This is a genomic window from Corynebacterium lactis RW2-5 (assembly GCF_001274895.1).
Taxonomy (GTDB): Bacteria; Actinomycetota; Actinomycetes; order Mycobacteriales; family Mycobacteriaceae; genus Corynebacterium; species Corynebacterium lactis.
The window spans coordinates 1501058-1520512 of the sequence record NZ_CP006841.1 but is presented as its reverse complement, the minus strand read 5'-3'; the positions used below and the strand labels follow the sequence as shown (position 1 = coordinate 1520512).

Below are 19455 nucleotides of genomic sequence, written 5' to 3'. Positions count from 1 at the left end.
GTAGGAGCACCAAAAATGAGTGGCCGCAACAACAACCCCCAGGACCCGTACGCCCGCGACGCTTACGGGGACGACTCCTCGACACGCTACATCCCGCGCCCGAACTCAGGCGCGGGCGCCGGCCGCGGGCGTGGGCAGGGCTACAACCCCGACGCGGACTTCGCAGACAACAGCTACCCTGATGCCACAGCCGAGACACGCTTCGACACTCCGCGCCCGGCCCAGAACCAGCAGGGAAGCCAAGGAGGCCAGGGCAGCGGCCAGTACTGGGCTCCGCTTACCGACGAAGAACGCGGCTACTCCAACACCAACCAAAACTCCGGCTACGGTGCGGGCGACGCAGCGGCCGGCGCCGACGCTGGTGGCTACGGTAATGGCCAGGGCGGCTATGACGACCGTGATGGTCGTGGTGGTCGCGACCGGGGCGAGCGGGACTCTGGCGGTTCCGGAATCGGAAAGTCGCTGGCCATCGTCGCGGTGGTGGCGTTAGTCGTCATCGTTGCGCTGGTAGCGCTGGTGATGAACTTCACCTCCGGAGGCTCGGACAACGCCCAGACTCCGGCGCCGATGTCGAGTACGACAACGTCGAGTAGCACGACGACGTCGCCGTCGACGTCGGAAAGCACGGAGACTTCTAGCCCACTAGAGAGCCTCGACCCGAGCGGCACCATCGGAGAGACGCGCGATCGTCTGCAGGAAGAGCTGGACCGGTTGAGGCAGGCGCCGCCCGCGATTCCGGGGTTCGGTGATAACACGTCGGGCATCGGCAACATTCCGGTCGATGTTGCAGGTAAGAGCCCCGCGACCGTGGAAATTGAGCTGCGCACCAACGGCTTCAACAACATCAAGGTGGTCGACGCCGAGGGCAATCCGACCAACTCTGCGGCGGCGATTCTGGGGAAGGTGGCGTCTATCGATCCCGCGGAGGGCGCGATGGTCACGATGGACACCCCGGTGACGATTTACCTGCAATAAGCGGGGGATTCGTTGGTTTAAACGCCAATGATGTAATCTGGTTTCCGTTGCACTCTGGTGCACACGGGCTGTAGCGCAGTTTGGTAGCGCACTTCACTGGGGGTGAAGGGGTCGTCGGTTCAAATCCGGTCAGCCCGACAGTTTTATAAGGCTGGGAGTTCGAGTTTAAGGCTCGGGTTCCTGGCCTTTACTGTTTCTTGGGGCGGGGTGCTGGTTTTGGTCGGTTGCGGATGGTTGAGAGGGGGGGGGCGTGGTGGCGGGGTGTCGTGGTGGCAAATCTTCGAACATGCCGAGGAAATTTGACCAGGATGCGAAGGGGCCGTGTGGTTCGTCTTGTGGAGGATCGCATCTTGGCGGAAAATATGTCGATGCAAGCCGCCTGCCAGGTAAGTAGCCCGAAAGCTGGGGGTGATGGCGCACAGCTCGTCAATGGACTTAGCAGGCCCGCAGTGCAGGAAACATCCCAGAACCCGTGCCTGAAGACTTGGCCGCCGAAAACGCCAGGCTACGCCGTGAAAATCAAGAGCTACGCGACACCAATGAACTTTTAACAGCTGCCTTAGCTTTTCGCGTCAGAACTCGACCCAAAACGAAAGGAAATGAAGCGTCCTGGGTTTAGTTCCTACCTCAACTAGGGAAGGATTGAACACTATGCCCAAGAAGTATTCTGTCGAGTTCAAGGAGAAGGCGGTCCATCAGATCGTTGAAATGGTGCGCCTGGAGTCCTGTTCACTGCAACGCGCCTACGAGGAAGTCGGCGAACTCCTTGGTGTATCCCACCACACGTTACGAGCCTGGTACCGCGATAGCCTCTTAACTCGTTATGCAGCCGAGCCAGCAGGCGGGGAATCAATGGAAGAAGAACTCAAGCGGCTACGTCGGGAAAACCGCGAGCTTAAACGAGCCAACGGGATTCTTAAGACAGCATCGGCTTTTTTCGCGGCGGAACTCGACCGACCCACGACCAGATGATCTCCTACATTGACGCTTACAAGGAGCAGTTTGGGGTCGAGGCCATCTGCCGCATTCTTTCACAGACAGATCGTGGTTTCATCACTTCCCGCGGTTACCGGAAAGCCAGGATACGCATTCCCAGTGCTAGAGCCTTGAGTGATAGCTTGCTGGTTCCAGAAATTCAACGCGTGCATGCAGAGAACTTCTCGGTCTACGGCATCCGCAAAATGTGGCACGCGATGAACCGTCAAGGCTACCGAATTGGACGAGACAAGACCGCACGTTTGATGAAACTAGCAGGTGTGAGCGGCCGGCGTCGTGGGCGTAATCCGGTGACAACGATCCGTGCGAAAGTCCCGGATCATCGCCCAGATTTGGTTCAGCGAAATTTCCTTGCCTAGGCTCCTGGGAGGCTGTGGGTAGCTGATATCACTTACGTACGCACCCTTTCGGGATTCGCGTACACCGCGTTTGTTATTGATGTATTCAATCGGAAGATTGTCGGCGTTGCCACACGCTCTACGATGCGTACAGATGCACTTCCTATGGAAGCTTTAGAGCATGCTCTTACTACTGCTGGTCGAATCCATGGAAACCAGCTGATCCACCACAGTGATAGGGGAAGTCAGTATGTGTCGTTGAAGTACTCCACGGCATTGGCGCAATCCGGGATCCGACCGAGTGTGGGAACAGTTGGCGATTTTTATGACAACGCTCTGGCTGAAACCGTCAACGGGCTCTACAAGGCTGAACTCATCCACGCACAAGGCCCGTGGACATCAGTAGGAGAAGTTGAACTGGCCACCTTGCGGTGGGTTCACTGGTGGAATACCAAGCGTCTTCATCAAGCATTGGACTACGCCACCCCGCAAGAAGTAGAAACCGAGTACTATCTCACCGAAACCATCAACACGGGGTCGTAAAAGAAGCGGAACTAAACCCAGAACGCTTCAGTGTTCCATAGATTCTAGCAATTCATAACATGGTTACATTAAATTAGTTTTGAGTTCACATTGAAATCTAAGGGCGTTTAGATGCTGGTCATAATTCGAGGTCTTACCCTCTATGTCAGAGGCTAGTACAGCCTCATGAACATAGATTTACACGCGTGTGAAAAGAGGTCGCTTGATGTCAACGCGCCGTTTTTTAAGCCGTCCTATTGTAGCGGTAGTCACCCCCCTCCTCCTCGGCTCATTGATCGCAGGATGCTCAACGCAATCAACCGACAACACAGCTGCAGCGCACAAATCCAATTCCGCATTCTCGAAAGTTCCATCAGTTGAAGTAGCACCACATATCAAGGCTTTGGCTGCGAAAGTCAATAAGCACTGGCCTGCGATTGATAAGGTCTGGCCTGGTGCTGACTACACTAAACATGTAGCCGTAGTCTTCGATTTGGATGAATCAAATAAAGCTCAACGAGTATGGGCCGTAGATACGAATGGCGCCCGCCAAGTCAGTGAAAAAGAAGTTGAGGGACTAACAGCCCCCATGCCGGGCGGCTACAGCCCAGGATCTCTGGAGGGCCGGAGCGCTATCCTTCTTTCTACCAGTAAAGAAACTCGCGAAAAAGATGCTGATGCTTCAGAGCTGTATCGCTTCGCTTCGCATGAGCTTGTGCACTTCTATCACCAGGAGGATTTGGCTCCGGAATCTGAAGGCGAAGGACGCGCCCAGGACTACCCGCTGCAGACGCGCCCTCGTCTACTGCGGCAGATGATTTACCATAACCTAGTTCAGGCCGTTGATAACGAGGGAGAATCAGATAAATTCCTGCGTCGCGCTGCCTATTGGCACAACCAGTGGAAGACGGAGTTCCCGGAAGAGTATAAAGCAGTTGCATGGACAGATATTGCTGAAGGTCACGCTCGTTACGTGGAGAACCTCGCAACGATCGAAACGAAAAACATCACTTCCGAGCAACGTCGGGATGAAGAAAAAAAGCTGATTCAGCGAGATACAGTCTTCGGCGCAGCAGATGTCGAGAGCTACGAGATTGGGTACGTCGCAGGAATACTGCTGGACGTCAAAAAGCCTGATTGGAAGGAACATTTCCTCCGAAGCAATAAGACTCCTGCCGACGCGCTTCTCGGCGAAATTAATCCACTAGAAGAGAATCCTAATCCTCAAGTGGAGAAATCAGTCAAAGAAGATTTGAAGGCCACCAATGATGACCTTGCAAAAGCTATAGAACCTATAGATAACGCAGAGGCTGATAAAACGATTCCGTACCTGATTGTCGATACCAGTAAGGTAAAGGGGAGTTATGGAGGGAAAAACTTTATCCGACACCGTGGAAAGGAAATCACTACTGGATTCTTCGCTTCGTACCAATCAAAGGGTGGCAGTGCAGATTTCCAAGATTTCTCCGTAATCACTAAGGAGAATCATATTATCGTACCTTTGCCCAAGGACACTCAGGTGAAAAACGGTCGTCTGAACATTGAAAATGAGTCGATGCGAATTAAAAATCTCGAGGTTACAGAGACTCGGGACAATGAAAGTCGCTTAGTCTATCGGGCTACTGCAGAAAACTAATACAAGTCGTCTCACTGTTCTAACTTTTCGATACGGGGCTGACTCTCTACGTGCCCCAGAAGAAGTCGACACCATGCGTTCTCAGAGCCCAGATAATCGAATTCCGATTCGTGAACTAGGACGTGGCGGCTCCGATGAAGCCCGCAGAGTCCTTTGCGAGCCGTCCGGTTGTGTGCGTTAACGCTGTGCAACAAGTAATCACCGTAGTTTCCGGGCTAAGATACAAAAAGTGTGTCCGATCGGCGCGTCGCCTGTTGGGCACACTTCTTCTTATTTCATGGGCCTTTCCGGATTCCTATCGACTGGTTGTACTCGGTTGGGATAGGGTTGTCATAGAAGCCTGGTCGGCCTGTTTTCAGGTCGGCTTTGTTGTGGTCTTCTAAGACAAGATTTGTGGCTTTGGCAAGTTGGTTTTGTCCGAAATTGCACTGCCTGTGAGCTTGCCCGCAAATTGCGGAATTGAAGTGTCCCAGTTTTTGTTCCGTTTGAGTTGATGGGAAAATCTTCGAACATGCCGAGGAAGTTTGATCAGGATGCGAAGGGGCCGTGTGGTTCGTCTTGTGGAGGATCGCATCTTGGCGGAAAATATGTCGATGCTCCCCGCGTTCCAGGTAAGTAGCCTGAAAGCTGGGGGTTTGATGGCACACAGCTCGTCAATGGATGCAGCAGGCCCGCCGTGCAGGAAACGTCCCAGAACTCGTGCCTGAAGATTTGGCCGCCGAAAACGCCAGGCGACGCCGTGAAAATCAAGAGCTACGCGACACTAATGAACTTTTAAAAGCTGCCTTAGCTTTTTCGCGTCGGAACTCGACCCCAAACGAAAGGATATGATCCGGGTTATCGATGAATACCGGAGTAGTTTCTCTGTCGAGTTCATCTGTAAGATGTTGAAAAATAACCGAGCTGGTGGGTTGATCACCTCGCGTGGGTATCGCCAGTCTAAGGCCCGTGGATTGAAGTGCTCGTCGCCTTCGCGATACTGTGCTGATTGAACGCATTAGTTCTGTTCATCGGGATAATTACAGTGTCTACGGTGTGCGGAAAATGTGGCATGCTTTTCGCCGTGACGGAATTGATATCGGTCGTGAACAAACTGCTCGCCTGATGCGCCTGGCCGGTGTGTCTGGCAAAGGCAAAGGCAGATCACCTATCACAACCCGTAAGCCTTACGTGCCTGATCTGCGCCCTGACTTGGTCGAGCGTGAATTCACAGCCCAGGGCCCGAGCAAGCTATGGGTGGCAGACATTACCTACGTGCGCACGAAGAAAGGCTTTGTGTACGCGGCTTTTATTTCCGACGTTTACTCCCGACGGATAGTTGGGTGGGCGCTATCGGACTCGATGCGGACTTCAAGCGTTGCCACTGCAAGCGCTCAACCAGGCGATCGTGTGTGCTGAACAAACAACAGGGCTCATTCACTATTCGGATCACGGCTTGCAGTATGTCAGCGTTGTCTACAACGAGCGACTTGCTGGGCACGGGATTGCCGCTTCTACCGGAACTGTCGGGGATTCCTATGACAATGCACTGGCTGAAAACGTTAACGACTCTTACAACAACGAGCTAATCCATACTCGCAGGTGGGATGATGTTGTCGAGGTGGAAATTGCCACGTTTGAGTGGGTGTCGTGGTGGAACGAAGATAGGCTCCACCAAAGCTTGGGATACCGCACCCCAACCGAGGTGGAAACCGAATTTTGGAATCAGAACCGGCCACAGGGAAAAATAGAAATCAAGGCAAATGCCTAGGAACAAAACCCGGGGAACTTCAATCATGTTGATGTTGCGCTATAACGCGCCTACAACATGATCCCGCCCTAACAAGAGAGGGAGAGAGGGGAGGGAGTGCTTGAGGGGATGGAGGACGGCCGCAATTGTGATGCGCCACACATTCTGATTGTTTTTCCAATCCATATGGAAACCAAGTTTCGTATGCACCTATGAAAGTCCCGGCAAGAATGTTCGGGAATAGCACTTCGTCAGACGTAGCTGCTGGCGGTACTAGCGATTGGAAAGAATCATGAATGCAAGCGAAGCAAACAACAAAAACACTCCAAGCATCCCGAACAGCTCAAACAACCCAACCAACCCAGTTTCCAGCACAATAACATCCGCGAGGGAAGAGGGGACATCCAAGAGCAATCAAACCCGGCCTGTGTGGAAGAAGACAGGCTTCCGCAATGGCGCACTCGTAGCTGTTGCGTTACTACTGGGTGCGGCATTGTTGTTCAAGCCGTGGCTGCTGTTCATCGACCAGCGCGTCGACGACGCTATTCCGGATGTCGTAGCCACCACTAGCACCACCAGCGCCATGGCACCGGAGCAGAGCGGGAAAATGGAAAAGACCGACGCGATGGACGCGATGGACTCCGGCAAGAATGCGGCCAACGGCCCCGCACTGATCGCTCAGGGCACCTTCATCTCACATGAGCACTCGACGACCGGCACCGCCTCGATTGTGAAGGACTCGGCGACGGGCAAGTCGCAACTGGTGCTGTCCGACCTGAACACCTCCAACGGTCCGGACGTGCACGTGTGGTTGAGCAAGGCTCCGGTCATCGAGGGCCAAGCCGGCTGGTTCGTCGCGGGCGAGCACGAGCACGTTGACCTCGGCCAGATTAAAGGTAACGTCGGCAACCAGGTCTACGACTTGCCGTCGAATATCAACGTCGACGATTGGACCTCAGTAGTGCTGTGGTGCGATGACTTCAACGTATCCTTCGGCGCTGCTGCACTTAGCGCAAAGTAGCGCAACATAGCGCGAAATAGCGAGAGTCCAGCGAAAGACCAGCAACAACGACCACGAAAGTAGGGAAGTAATGCCAGCGAAGAACCCGGACCGGGGGAGAGGCGAGATGTTCGCACAGCAGCAACACATGCAGCAACAGCAACACGCGCAACACCAGGCGCGCACAATCTTCGGCCGCCGCGCAGTGACCAATAAAGTAGCCACCGCAGCAGTCGCAGTTGCGGCTGTCCCGGTGGCGCTGCTCGCTGCCTGTTCGACAGGCAATGACGCCGCTCAGGAGACGAAGACGGCGATGACCGGGGAGTCGTCGGCAAGCGAAACAATTGCCACCGCCGCGCTGAAGGATGCCAACGGCGGCGAGGTCGGAACCGCGACGTTCGCGCCGGGTGAGGGCAAGGAGATGACTATCACCGTTGACGCGAAGAACTTGACGCCGGGCTTCCACGGATTCCACGTACACAATGTCGCTAAATGCGAGGCAGACAGCTCCGCGCCGGGCAAGCCGGAAAAGAAGGGTGACTTTTTAAGCGCCGGTGGTCACCTGCACCTTGATGGCCAGGGTATGCCTGCCGACGGCCACAGCAACGGCCACAGCCACAGCCACGGTACGCCCGCTAGCGGCGACCTGCCCTCGCTGCTCGTCGGCGAGGATGGCACGGCCCACATGACCGTGACTACAGATCGTCTGACCAAGGACGGCCTCTTCGCGGGCGAGGGAACATCCTTGATCATTCACGAGGACGCTGATAATCACGCCAATATCCCTGAGCGTTACGCGCCCGAGGGTCCGGATAAGGACACGCTGTCCACGGGCGATGCGGGCAGCCGTGTGGCCTGCGGCATCATCCAGCGCTAGTAGCTCCTAGCGCACCACGATTCCGTCGGAGTCCGCGTACAGGGTCTCGCCGGGGACGAAGTCGATGCCGCCGAAAGAGACGACGACATCGCGCTCGCCCTCGCCGGTCTTGGTGGACTTGCGGGGGTTCGTGCCCAGCGCCTTGCAGCCGAACTCCATCTCGCCAATCAGCTTGGAGTCACGAATCGCGCCGTTGACGACCACTCCGGCCCAACCGTTGTCCTTACCGAGCCCCGCGATAACGTCGCCTACCAGCGCCGTGTGCACGGAGGCGTCGCCGTCGATGACCAGGACGCCGCCGTCGGAAGGCTCGGAGAGGACCTTCTTTAAAAGCGCGTTGTCCTGGAAACACTTGACCGTGGAGATCTTTCCGCAGAACTCCACCCGGCCGCCGAGGTTGCGGAACTGGGTGTCGCAGGAGCGCACATCGGCGCCGATTTCATCGACAAGATCGGCGGTGGGGATGAACTCGATGGTCATGGAACGGGTATTCCCTTCTGAAAGCGGTCGTTTCACGTGAGGTTTCATTGTCGCAAACCGCCGCTGTCAGCGCGGGCGAACACTGTGAAAAGCACCCGTTAGGGTGATTATTGATTAGGCTTGAGCGAGTGGTCGCCCACTACGCGCTTGTAATGGAAAGGTAGAAAATGGCTGGCATGAATTGGTTCTGGAAGGCCCTCGGCGGAAAGCAAGGGCGCGACCAGAAACGCAGTGTCGGCCTGGTCACGCAGGCCGCGGAGCTCGAACCAAAGCTCACTTCGCTTTCCGACGCCGACCTGGTCGCCTACGCCCGCGAACATAAGGACAACGCCCCGGAGCTGCTGGCGTCGCTTCGCGAGGTGTCCTCTCGCGCCATCGGTATGCGCCCCTTCGACGTGCAGCTCCAAGGCGCGCTGCGGCTGTTAGAGGGCGATGTCGTCCAGATGGCGACAGGTGAGGGCAAAACGCTGTCAGGTGCCTTGGCCGCCGCCGGTTTCGTACTGCGCGGGCACCGCGTGCACTCCGTGACCGTCAACTCTTACCTTGCCGGTCGAGACGCAGCCTGGATGGGCCCGATTTTCACATTCCTCGGCGCTACTGCTGCGGCGATTGCTCCACAGGATAGCCCGGATCAGCGTCGGCAAGCGTATGCAGCTGATGTGGTGTTTGCCGCGGTCAACGAGCTGGGCTTCGACGTGCTGCGCGACCGCTGCGCGCCGAGCATCGCAGACCGGGTGCAGGCGCCGGCGGGCGTTGCCATCATCGACGAGGCCGACTCCGTGCTTGTCGACGAAGCCCTGGTCCCACTCGTGCTCGCGGGCAGCGAACCGGGCAAGGCCCCCACGGGGCAGATTACGGATGTGGTGCGGCATCTGCGCGCGGGGGAGGACTACACGGTCGACGAGGGGCGCCGGAACGTATTCCTCACCGACCGCGGATCCGCGCGAGTGGAGCGACTGCTGGGAATCGAATCGCTATACGACGAAGGGCACATCGGCACGACGCTGGTGCAGGTCAATGTGGCGCTGCACGCCCACGAGCTGCTGCAGCGTGACGTCGACTACATCGTCCGCGACGGCAAGGTCGCGCTGATTGACGCCTCCCGCGGCCGCGTCGCGGAGCTACAGCGCTGGCCCGACGGTCTCCAGGCGGCAGTCGAAGCGAAGGAGGGGCTGCAGGTGTCCGAAGGCGGCCGCATCCTGGACTCCATGACGATCCAGCAGCTGGTCGGGCGCTACGACATCGTGGCGGGCATGACCGGCACGGCGACATCCGCGGGCGACCAGTTCCGCGAGTTCTACGGCCTTCACGTCTCCGTGATTGAGCCGAACGTGCCCTGTATTCGTGAAGACGAACCCGATCGCATCTACGCAACCACCGCAGACGCCCTAGAGGCGCTTGTGGACGAGGTCGTGGCACTGAACCAGACCGGCCGCCCCATCCTGATTGGCACGCGCGACGTCGCGGAGTCGGAGCAGCTGGCCGATGCCCTGGTGCTGCGCGGCGTGGAATCGGCCGTGCTCAACGCGAAGAACGACGAGGCCGAGGCGGAAATCATCGCCGACGCCGGCGCACTGGGGCACGTCACCGTGTCCACCCAGATGGCCGGGCGAGGCACCGACATTCGCTTGGGCGGCGCCGACGAATCCCAGCGCGATGAGGTCGTCGAGCGGGGAGGGCTTTGTGTCATCGGCCTGGGCAAGCATCGCACGGACCGCCTGGACAATCAGCTGCGCGGTCGCGCCGGGCGTCAGGGTGACCCCGGCTCTTCGGTGTTCTTCGTGGCATTGGACGACCCGGTAATTGCCGAGGGGGCCGCTGGCGAGGCACTGAGTGTCCAACCGGACGACGATGGTCGCGTCCATGATAAGAAGGCCCACCAGTTCATCGACCGGGCGCAGCGCGTCACCGAGGCGACCATGTTGTCCATCCACGCGACGACGTGGAAGTACAACAAGCTAATTGGCGATCAGCGGGAGATACTCGACGAGCGACGCGAGAAGCTGCTGACTACCGATGCTGCGTGGCAGGAGCTGTCGTCGCGCGCGTCGGCCCGCGCGGAAGAGGTGGCGAGTTCCGTTAGCAAGGACGCCGCCGAACGCGCCGCCCGCGAGATTATGCTCTTCCACCTCGACCGAGGCTGGTCCGACCATTTGGCCGACCTCAACGACCTGCGCGAGTCCATTCACCTGCGCGCGCTGGCCAAGGAGAGCCCAATCGACGAGTTCCACCGCGCCGCCATTGGGGCTTTCAAACAACTGGTCAACGAGGCTGTCGACGCCTCCGTGGGCACCTTTAAAGAGGTCACCATCGATGAGACAGGGGCCCAGCTTGCCGACGCCGGCCTCGCACGCCCCAGCTCCACCTGGACGTACATGGTCAACGACAACCCGCTCGCCAGCGGTTCCGGCTCCGTAGTCGGATCGGTGGCAGCACTGTTTAGGTGATCCGGTTGGGTGACCCGAACTGGGTGACCCGGCAGATAACAGTTTGATTATTTTTACAACTGCTAATGCCCTGCGGAAGTCCCAGTTCACGGAAGTGCGGACATTGCATTTGCGCATATCACCGATAGCGCGACCCAATGCCAGTCACATGTGCTGAAGGTGCCAGATTTGAGCACTCGGCAACACAAGGGCTCGGCGGGGCGCTATTATTTAACAAGTAACAGGAAATCGCCCTAGATTATCCGGAGGGAAAGTTATGACTAACAACAACGGCCAGCCAGAGGCATCGGTCGAGACCACCTCGGTCTTCCGTGCTGATTTGCTGAAGGAGATGGAATCCGGCGCAGGTCAGGACTCTGCTGTCTCCGGTGTTGAGGGGCTGCCGTCCGGCTCTGCTCTTCTCGTTGTTAAGCGTGGACCGAACGCTGGTTCCCGTTTCCTGCTGGACCAGGCTGTTACCACGGCTGGTCGTCACCCGGACAGCGACATCTTCCTCGACGATGTCACCGTGTCCCGTCGTCACGCGGAGTTCCGCAAGGACGGCGATCAGTTTGAGGTCGTCGACGTGGGATCGCTCAACGGCACCTACGTTAACCGTGAGCCGAAGAACTCCGCAGTTCTCTCTAATGGTGACGAGGTTCAGGTCGGTAAGTTCCGCCTCGTATTCCTCATCGGTAGGTAAGCACTAGTATCTAGTCGCCGGGGGTGTTTTACTAGACAACGGCCCCGGCCCAGAAAATTATTGGCGGGTAGCGGGCTTCGGAAAAGCCCCGGTACCCGTACATTTTTACGAGAAGGCGTTCACACAGTGGCAGCAGTACACGAATCCGCGATGACGCAGGTGACTGCGTCGGCAAGCGCAGCACCGCAGGTGCGTTCGACGGGTAAGAAGAAGACCATCGGCGCTGTGCTGAAGGAAGTCAAGGTTGAGTTTCCGGATGTCACGCTGTCGAAGATTCGCTTCCTAGAGTCGGAGGGGCTGCTGTGCCCGTCTCGCAGTTCTTCGGGCTACCGCCGCTACAGCCAGTCGGATATCGACCGGCTGCGCTATATCCTGACTGTTCAACGCGATAATTACCTGCCGCTGAAGGTCATCAAGGAGCAGCTCGACGAAATTGATGCGGGTAATGCCGCGGGCGATGGCCTGGCATCGGTTACGCCGCTGGTCACCGCGGATCAGTTCCGCGAGGCCGCTGTCGTTTCTCTTTCACGCGCTGAGCTGGCGGAGCGCGCCGGCTGCGCGGTGGACTTCGTCTCGGAGCTGGTTCGTGTTGGGCTTTTGACCCCGGACACGATGGACATGTTCGACGGCGATGACCTGCTGGTCGCCGAGACCGCGGTGAAGCTCTCCGAGTTCGGTCTGGATGCCCGTCATCTGAAGACGGTCCGAACAGCAGCCACTCGTGAAGCCGATCTGGTCGCGCTGGCTGCTAGCCCGATGCGCAAGTCCCGCGCTGCCTCCGGCCAGCAGAAGGCCGTCGAGATGGGCCGCGAGATGACTGCGCTGCTGGTCACACTGCACGGAACCCTGGTCAAGCGCCAGGTTAACAACGAACTGGGTAAGTAGAAGTTGGGTTCAAACCTCGTCGAAGTCAAGTTCCTGGACTGGATGGCGCACCCTCCAGAGGATGACCCGGTGCTGCTTCTGCATGACGAAGCAGATAACCGCATCGTCCCCATCTGGATTGGTGTGGCGGAAGCCGCTCTCTTCGCAGCGCGGGACTCGCGTAGCTCTCAGCGTCGCCCCGGCATGCACGAGGTCTTTGTAGACGGCATCGAGCTCGCCGGCCAACACGCTCTCCGCGGGCAGATCACAGGCGTTCATGAGGGAGTTTTCATCGCTTCTCTCGTATTCGAGGGCGACATCGAGGTGGACATGCGCCCTTCGGATCTCATCCTCATCGCTGACCTCCTTGAAATTCCGCTCTACGTCGCGCGGGATGTCGTCGACTCGGTCGCAGTCCCCGCGCGCCTCGTCGCCACTAACGGCGGTTCGCTTACCGACGATGAGGAAGCGAGCTCGATGGAGGCCTCGGTAGAGGAGTTCGCCGAGTTCTTGGACACTATCGATGCGGACTACTTCGCGCAGAAGCCCGAGGAAGATAGGAACCCGCGGGATTCGGGAGAGTCTGGAGATAGCGAAAACTAATCCCGACCGCGTTATTGGTGTGAAACCAGTGGCGAATTGTGGTTGATGTTTTCCATGATAAAGATAAATCACCCCCACAATGGGGGTTTTCTTGTTGGGCCTAGATTTTTGAAAAAATTGTTAAAGCTGTAAAAAGCTGTGGTGAACTGGGGCAACTGTCGAGCCAAAGTTTAAACTTTAACTTTAGGTTTAGGGCTTCGGCGTGTCGAGCTTTGTTGTATTGACAGCCGATTAACCTTGGCGAAAGATAAATAACGGCAGTGAAACTACCACGGGAGAATTTTTATGGTCGACAACAACAGCGATTCGCTCTTTGGCGACAATGAGCTGCACGCAGCTGAGAAGCATCAGCCGCGCGGCGTCCAGGAATCCCTGTTCGACATGGGCCCTGACGAAGAGGTGGGCTACCGAGTTCCCATCGCATGCCAGGTAGCGGGCATCTCTTACCGCCAGCTCGACTACTGGGCACGTACCAAGCTTGTCGAACCGTCGATTCGCACCGCTAAGGGCTCCGGCACGCAGCGCTTGTACTCCTTCCGTGACATCCTCGTTCTGAAGATTGTTCGCGGTCTGCTCGATACAGGCATCTCCCTGCAGAACATCCGCCTGGCGGTCGATCGCCTGCGCGACCTCGGCGTGGATGACCTCGCTAACATTACGCTCGTTTCCGACGGCCGCACGGTTTACCAGTGCCGCTCCAACGAAGAGGTCATCGACCTGCTCAACGGTGGCCAGGGCGTATTTGGCATCGCAGTTCCAGGCATCCTTAAGGAGCTCGCCGGCTCGATTGCTTCCTTCCCCTCGGAGCGCATCGATGGGGCAGATGTCGCAGCTCCGGTCGACGAGCTGGCGGAACGCCGCCGTCGCCGTATTTCCTAAGAGCTTCAACTAGCCTAACCCTCAGCGGTTTTATCGGCACACGCCAAAAAAGGCGCTGTGGCAATGCGACGGGAGTTAAGCATTGCCACAGCGCCTATTTAGTTTCCGAATACCTGCCCTCCGCGGCAGGAAACTAACTCGACATGGCAGCCGCAATTTGCGAGCGCAGCCCCTCGCCCTCGTCCGCCGCAACGTGAACGGCGCCACCGGTCATCGAAGCTGCCTCGGCAAGAAGAGGATCGGCGCTGTTGCCCCCGGGGAGAACAACGATGTCGACCTTGACCGGGCGGGCCGGGTCGACCAGCGTCCGCAGCTCCTCAAGCACCTCGGCTGCTGGTCGACCGGATTCATCTCCGCCGCGGGTGACAACTACAACCCGATTCGGAACGTCCGGGGAAAACGCGTCGGTGGCGTACTGGTAAGCCTGAATCAATGCAGGCCACATCCAGGGCTGCCCGCCGCTGGTCAAGCCTTTGAGAGCCCCCTTGCTGGCATCGACACCATTGCCCTCGATGAACTCGACGTTCCGCCGCAAATTGCCCTCGGGGGCTTCGCCGCGCATGGAGTAGTCCCAAACAGCTACGCGGGCACCAGTGCCTTCACCGGCGGCGGTAACAGCTTCAATCTCGGGCTGTGCTGCAGAAACCAAGGCCGGTGCATCGATGCCGTCCGAAACGTCGAAAAGTAGGAGATTGGACCCGGTCGGGGCGGACGCCTGGGCCGACTGCGGTGAGCCGGCGCCAGGCTGGCCCTGCTGGCCGGGAGCGGGAGGAAGAGCGAAGGGATCGGTCTTCATCGCGGAGAGGATTTTAAAGTTCTCCTCAGCCCCGGCGGACAGGGCAGAATCGTCCAAGGCTGGGCCGTCGGCTCCGTGACTGCTGGCGAAGTCGCTGAAGTCCTCGGCGGCGCGTGCGGTCATTTCGTCGATGGGGCCGCCCGATCCGAAAGCGATGATTGGAGCCTGGAGCACAGGAGCGTCCTGGGGCTTGACCAGGCTGAGGCCCTCACCGGCCATGGCGAGCATGGGCTCGGTCGCCACCACTGCGTCAAAATCAGGAGTGTCCTGGGTCAGCAGCGTCAGTAGGGTATTGGAGGTATAGTTGCCGCCGGCGTCGCCGCGCATGCGCGCGGCTTCGGGGCCTCCGCCGAGTGCGTCGCTGACCATCGCGGACAAGGCGGCATCGGAGCCTCCGGCCGCGGCGATGCGCAGCTTCGCCAAGTCCTGCCAGGTCGACCCCTCTAGTTCCTTGGCGCGGTCCTCCTTCACAGCAATGCCGCCTTCAATCGGACGCAGCCACGCGCTCGGATCCTCAACCTTAATCTTTCCGGTAGCCTCGGCCGCGCGGACGAAGGAGGTGTCCGCGGGAACCCACACGCCAGGTACGTTGGCGGCGGTATCCGACGGGGCAGAACCGGCAGAACGGGCGACTGCATCGACAACCTCCTGCGACCCGGAGACCGTAATCTGCGGACGGATGCAGAAGTCTTTCAGCACCGGCTTCGACTCTCCGTAGGCCTGGACTAGCTTCTGCACGTCGCCGACGGCCGCGGGGTCGGTCGTCACAGTCAGTGTGAAGTCGCCCTTAGAACACTGGGCGCGCTCCGCGTCTATGCTCGCGTTATTGCTATTGCGCAGGTTAACCCATGCAAAGATGGCCGCCGCGATGACAATGACCGCAATCACGACGAAAAATGGCCCCTTGGCGACGCGGTAGTTATTCTCGCCAGTCGAGTGCCTAGGCATGCGAATTGCTCTCTTCCTCGGCCTAAAGCCGATTCGGGGTCGTCACTAGGATGTTGATAAGTCTACTCACTGTCAGCGCTGGGTAGCACTAGCCGCCAGCACTCTGCCCTAGGTTAGACGTGGCCAGCACTTCGTCCGCGACCGCGATCAGGGCGTCACGTAGCTGCTGGGCGCGACTGCTCAATTCGCGCTGCCTGCGGACATACTCGGCCTTTCCCTGTGCAGTCTCGATGCGAATCGGTTCGAAACCCCAGCCGGCCAAGTCGTAGGGGGCCGCCCTCATGTCCAGCTCGCGGGCCGCGCACGCTAGCTCGAAGGCATCCAGCCACAACTCGCCCGGAACGGCCTCGCCCAACTTGGTCGCCCACTTGTACAAGTCCATGTTCGCGTGCAGGCATCCGGCCTGTTCACACTCCGGTTGCGTCTGCCTCGTCGGAGAAAATTCGTTTAGAGGGACGGCCTTGGGCGTGAAGAAACGGAACGCGTCGAAATGCGTACACCTGACCGTGTGCGCCTCCACGACCTCGTCGGTGCCCTCCTGCCCGAGCCGCAGCGCCTCGGGGTGCCGATGCTCATCCTGCCGGTACACCATCGCCCACTCATGCAGGCCGAAGCAGTCGAAATGCGTGGGGTTGCGCCTGGTCGCGTCGAGGAGCCGCCGGATATAGGACACGGATTTTCCCCGCTTTCCGACGTATGCCTCGGTATCAAACACCAACCTTTCACCCGCCGCGGATTCGGTGAAGTACTTCAGGTACGGGAATGTGGAGGCGTGGGCGTCGGCAAGCACTGCGCCGAACCCCGGCGACCAGTGGCGGAGCTTGCCCGGGGTGACGGGGTAGTACTCGAACATGAAGTCCCAAACCGGGTGGCGTTGGCCGCGGCTGCGGCGGGATAGGTGTGCGGCGGTGAGCCGGTCTACGCGCTGCTCGTGGGCCTGCTTGCGGGCGCGCCACTGCTCGGGTGGGAGAGTCGCACGGTCGAAGGCGCGGCCGGTGTTGATGGGGCTCATTTAGATTCGCCCCTGCGGCTTGCCCTGTTTCGCGGTCTTCTGCGCTTTAGCGGCTGCGGCGACCGCGGCGGTCTTCGCCATGGCGGCCTTCGTCGCGGCGGACTGCGTGGCGGCCCCGTGAGCGGTTGCCATTGCGGTTGGGAACTGCGACTTTAATGTGCCGACCTCGTGTGTCCAGTCTCGGACGACTCCGACCTGCTCCTCGATGAGGTCCTCGAGAGCGACGATGCCGACGTGCTGGGAGGCTTCCGCGGAAGCGGCAGCGGCCGAAGAACTAGAGGCGCCAGCAGTTGGGCGGCGCACGGCTACCGCCATGTGGGCGCGCTTGCGACGCATAATTCGGAGAGCCTCGTCGAGGGTCGCGTCGCAGGGCAGCTCAATCAGGACGCGCAGCTCCTCGTCGGGGATAGGCGTCTCCGGGCCGGAGGCCGGGTCCATGACGCGATCGAGGACGTCCTTGACGTGGACGTAGCCGCGGAACGCGCTAGTGTCGCCGCCCTCGCAACTCGAGGAGGAAGCACCGCCGATAACGGGGAAGCGAGAGTATCCGGTCTCGGCCACCGCGGATTCGAGATCGCCGACGGTCGGGGCGGTGGGGATGCTGCGTACATTCTCGAGGGGGATCAACACCTCCTGTACCGTACGCGTCGCGGAGGCCAGAGCCCGGCGCAGGCGCACATGCTCCTCGCTGTCGAGCAGTCCCTCCTGGCGCGACTCTGCAATCATCGATGCCAGCTCGGTCGAGTTGACGGTGGAGTCGAGCTCGTCTTTTTGCTCGAGACCGAAAGCCCGGAGAGTTATCCTCGCGATCCAGTTGAACAGGACCAGCAGGGGCTTCGTGATTTTAAAGAAGAGCATGTGTGCCGGAATCAGCAGCATGGCGACCGTCTCCGGACCGGCCAGCGAGATATTCTTCGGCACCATCTCGCCGAGCATGATGTGCAGCACGGAAACGAGTAGCAGTGCGATTGCGAAGCTGATTGGGTGGAGCAGTCCGTCCGGAACCCCGAGCGCATGGAAAGGCACCTCGAGAACGTGGGCAATCGCGGGCTCGGAGACCTTACCGAGCAGCAGCGAGGCAATAGTAATGCCCAGCTGCGCTGCGGCGAGCATCATCGACAGGTGCTCCGAGGCATCGATAACCGTGCGGGCGCGCTTCTTGCCCTGGGCAAGCAACGCCTCCAGGCGATCTCGCCTGGCCGCGATGAGAGAGAACTCCGCACCGACGAAGAACGCGTTAAGGAGCAGGAGGAAGAACGTCAGCGCGATTCCAAACCAGTCGCTCATAGGTTGAACATCTCCTTTGCTCGCTCGTTAGTCACCGGGATAAGCAGGGCTCGGTCGACGCGGCGGCCGTCCATTGCAAGGATGCGGGCGTACCAACGCCCGCCGATTCCGGACTCGAACTCGTCCATGAAGTCGCGTTCGGTCTCGGGCAGCAGGACGATGTCGGCCGTCTCCGGAATCCTTCCGAGTGCGAACATGATGAGTCCGCCGAGCGTCTCGTAGCCGCCATCGGGCGCGAAATAGCCGACCTTGTGCGGCAATTCGTCCGTACGCACGAGCCCCGAGCAGTCCCAGCCCTCGATGACCCGCTTTACCTCCTGCTCCGCCTCGGCATCGTCGTATTCGTCCCAGACCTCACCGAGAATCTCCTCAACGACATCTTCAATCGTGACAATGCCGGCCGTTCCGCCGTACTCGTCGGCGACCAGCGCAATCTGCGAGCCCGCAGAGCGAACCGCCTCGAGCACCGCGTCGCCATCCAGCGACTGCGGGAGCGTCGGCACGGGGCGGGCGAGCTGACGCATCGTGGTCTTCGCACGGTTCGCAGCTGGGACAGCAAACGCATCCTTGACGTGGACCACACCGACGGTCGCGTCGAGGTCGCCGTCCGTGACCGGGAAGCGCGAGTGCCCGGACTCCAGCGCGATTGCCAAAAGATGCAGGGCAGTGTCGTCGACATCGAGCGAGACGATAGTAGAGCGCGGCGTCATCAAATCCTCCGCGGAGGTCTCCCCAAAACGCAGTGAGGATTCCAAGATCACGGCCTTCGACTCATCCAGCGCGCCCTGCTCTGCGGAATTGCGAACCAGGGCCTCCAGCTCCTGCGGAGACCGCGCCGAGGCTAGCTCATCGGCAGGCTCGATGCCCAGCTTCTTGACCAGCCAGTTCGCCGTCGCGTTGAGCGCTTGAATGAAGTAGTGGAAAACCCAGTTGAACACCATCACGGGGCGAGCTGTAACGCGGGCAACAGCCAGCGGCTCCGTGATGGCGATGTTCTTTGGAACCAGCTCGCCGTAGACCATCGACAGGGCCGTGGCGACAATCAGCGCCAGGATCAGGGCGGTAGGACGGGCTGCGGCTTCCCCCAGTCCGACCCAGGACAGCATCGGTGTGAAGTAGCCGGCCAGGACGGGCTCTGTGAGGAAACCTGTAGCCAGCGTGGTCAGCGTAATGCCCAGCTGGGCGCCCGACAGGTGGAAGGAGAGCTTATTGTGCGCGTGCTGCACGGAGTCGGCCGCCGCATCCGCCGAAGACTCTCGGTCCGCGTCGATTGTGGAGCGTTCCAGCCCCGTCAGTGCAAACTCGAAAGCCACGAACAGTCCCGTGCCAGCGGTCAGTGCGATGAAGCCGAGGACCGCGACGACATTGAGAAGGATATCCACGT

The 19455-nt window shown here is 59.3% G+C and carries 16 protein-coding genes, 1 tRNA gene and 3 pseudogenes; 14 read left to right on the top strand and 6 right to left on the bottom strand.

Features of this window, described 5'->3' with window-relative positions:
• Positions 1-15 precede the first annotated feature (15 nt).
• The 5 genes and pseudogenes from CLAC_RS06675 to CLAC_RS06650 all read left to right on the top strand — a co-directional run bounded on the left by CLAC_RS06675 (position 16) and on the right by CLAC_RS06650 (position 4467).
• Positions 16-975 (top strand): PASTA domain-containing protein, encoded by a 960-nt coding sequence (locus tag CLAC_RS06675; RefSeq protein ID WP_053412236.1) that lies wholly within the window; start codon positions 16-18, stop codon positions 973-975.
• Positions 976-1039: 64 nt separating this feature from the next.
• Positions 1040-1113 (top strand) — tRNA-Pro (locus CLAC_RS06670).
• A 92-nt stretch (positions 1114-1205) separates the two neighbouring features.
• Positions 1206-1414 (top strand): annotated as a pseudogene (locus CLAC_RS13145) (hypothetical protein).
• 212 nt (positions 1415-1626) lie between these two features.
• Positions 1627-2852: pseudogene (locus CLAC_RS06655) on the top strand (IS3 family transposase).
• Between the two features lie 205 nt (positions 2853-3057).
• The gene (locus CLAC_RS06650; RefSeq protein WP_156324789.1) at positions 3058-4467 is read left to right on the top strand and encodes a hypothetical protein; all 1410 of its coding nucleotides are present in this window, start codon (positions 3058-3060) and stop codon (positions 4465-4467) included.
• A gap of 275 nt (positions 4468-4742) precedes the next feature.
• On the opposite strand, the pseudogene CLAC_RS12635 reads toward CLAC_RS06650, so the two are convergent.
• Positions 4743-4901: pseudogene (locus CLAC_RS12635) on the bottom strand (IS1249 family transposase); the annotation flags it as partial.
• A gap of 547 nt (positions 4902-5448) precedes the next feature.
• Between CLAC_RS12635 and CLAC_RS13140 the strand changes: the two are divergent.
• The 4 genes from CLAC_RS13140 (at position 5449) to CLAC_RS06635 (ending at position 8073) form a co-directional block, all read left to right on the top strand.
• On the top strand, positions 5449-5865 hold the full coding sequence (locus CLAC_RS13140; protein WP_156324788.1) for an IS3 family transposase: 417 nt from the start codon (positions 5449-5451) through the stop codon (positions 5863-5865).
• Entirely contained in the window at positions 5825-6217 is a 393-nt protein-coding gene (locus tag CLAC_RS06645) for an integrase core domain-containing protein (RefSeq protein WP_245621822.1), read from the top strand. Before CLAC_RS13140 ends, CLAC_RS06645 begins: the two co-directional genes overlap by 41 nt.
• Before the next feature lie 406 nt (positions 6218-6623).
• A complete protein-coding gene (locus tag CLAC_RS06640; protein ID WP_053412233.1) occupies positions 6624-7217 on the top strand; it encodes a DM13 domain-containing protein in 594 nt (197 codons plus the stop codon).
• A gap of 127 nt (positions 7218-7344) precedes the next feature.
• Positions 7345-8073, top strand: a complete 729-nt coding sequence (locus CLAC_RS06635; protein ID WP_082313540.1) for a superoxide dismutase family protein — start codon at positions 7345-7347, stop codon at positions 8071-8073.
• Positions 8074-8079: 6 nt separating this feature from the next.
• Here CLAC_RS06635 and rraA read toward each other — a convergent pair whose 3' ends face one another.
• The gene (gene rraA, locus CLAC_RS06630; RefSeq protein ID WP_053412232.1) at positions 8080-8553 is read right to left on the bottom strand and encodes a ribonuclease E activity regulator RraA; all 474 of its coding nucleotides are present in this window, start codon (positions 8551-8553) and stop codon (positions 8080-8082) included.
• Positions 8554-8720: 167 nt separating this feature from the next.
• Between rraA and secA2 the strand changes: the two genes are divergently transcribed.
• The 5 genes from secA2 to CLAC_RS06605 all read left to right on the top strand — a co-directional run bounded on the left by secA2 (position 8721) and on the right by CLAC_RS06605 (position 14028).
• Positions 8721-11000 carry an accessory Sec system translocase SecA2 gene (gene secA2, locus CLAC_RS06625; protein WP_053412231.1) on the top strand — a complete coding sequence of 760 codons (2280 nt, stop codon included), beginning with the start codon at positions 8721-8723 and terminating at the stop codon, positions 10998-11000.
• A gap of 256 nt (positions 11001-11256) precedes the next feature.
• Entirely contained in the window at positions 11257-11682 is a 426-nt protein-coding gene (gene odhI / locus CLAC_RS06620) for an oxoglutarate dehydrogenase inhibitor Odhl (RefSeq protein WP_053412230.1), read from the top strand.
• 126 nt (positions 11683-11808) lie between these two features.
• The gene (ftsR, locus tag CLAC_RS06615) at positions 11809-12567 is read left to right on the top strand and encodes a transcriptional regulator FtsR (RefSeq protein ID WP_053412229.1); all 759 of its coding nucleotides are present in this window, start codon (positions 11809-11811) and stop codon (positions 12565-12567) included.
• Positions 12568-12570: 3 nt separating this feature from the next.
• A complete protein-coding gene (locus CLAC_RS06610) occupies positions 12571-13149 on the top strand; it encodes a bifunctional nuclease family protein (protein WP_156324787.1) in 579 nt (192 codons plus the stop codon).
• A 381-nt stretch (positions 13150-13530) separates the two neighbouring features.
• Positions 13531-14028 (top strand): MerR family transcriptional regulator, encoded by a 498-nt coding sequence (locus tag CLAC_RS06605; protein ID WP_245622023.1) that lies wholly within the window; start codon positions 13531-13533, stop codon positions 14026-14028.
• Between the two features lie 133 nt (positions 14029-14161).
• On the opposite strand, the gene CLAC_RS06600 is transcribed toward CLAC_RS06605, so the two are convergent.
• The 4 genes from CLAC_RS06600 to CLAC_RS06585 all read right to left on the bottom strand — a co-directional run bounded on the left by CLAC_RS06600 (position 14162) and on the right by CLAC_RS06585 (position 19453).
• Complete coding sequence (locus CLAC_RS06600) at positions 14162-15772, bottom strand: vWA domain-containing protein (protein ID WP_053412227.1); 1611 nt, start codon at positions 15770-15772, stop codon at positions 14162-14164.
• An 88-nt stretch (positions 15773-15860) separates the two neighbouring features.
• Positions 15861-16784 (bottom strand): hypothetical protein, encoded by a 924-nt coding sequence (locus tag CLAC_RS06595; RefSeq protein ID WP_053412226.1) that lies wholly within the window; start codon positions 16782-16784, stop codon positions 15861-15863.
• Positions 16785-18071 carry a hemolysin family protein gene (locus CLAC_RS06590; protein ID WP_082313186.1) on the bottom strand — a complete coding sequence of 429 codons (1287 nt, stop codon included), beginning with the start codon at positions 18069-18071 and terminating at the stop codon, positions 16785-16787.
• Positions 18068-19453 carry a hemolysin family protein gene (locus CLAC_RS06585; RefSeq protein WP_053412225.1) on the bottom strand — a complete coding sequence of 462 codons (1386 nt, stop codon included), beginning with the start codon at positions 19451-19453 and terminating at the stop codon, positions 18068-18070. Before CLAC_RS06585 ends, CLAC_RS06590 begins: the two co-directional genes overlap by 4 nt.
• Positions 19454-19455: the final 2 nt, after the last annotated feature.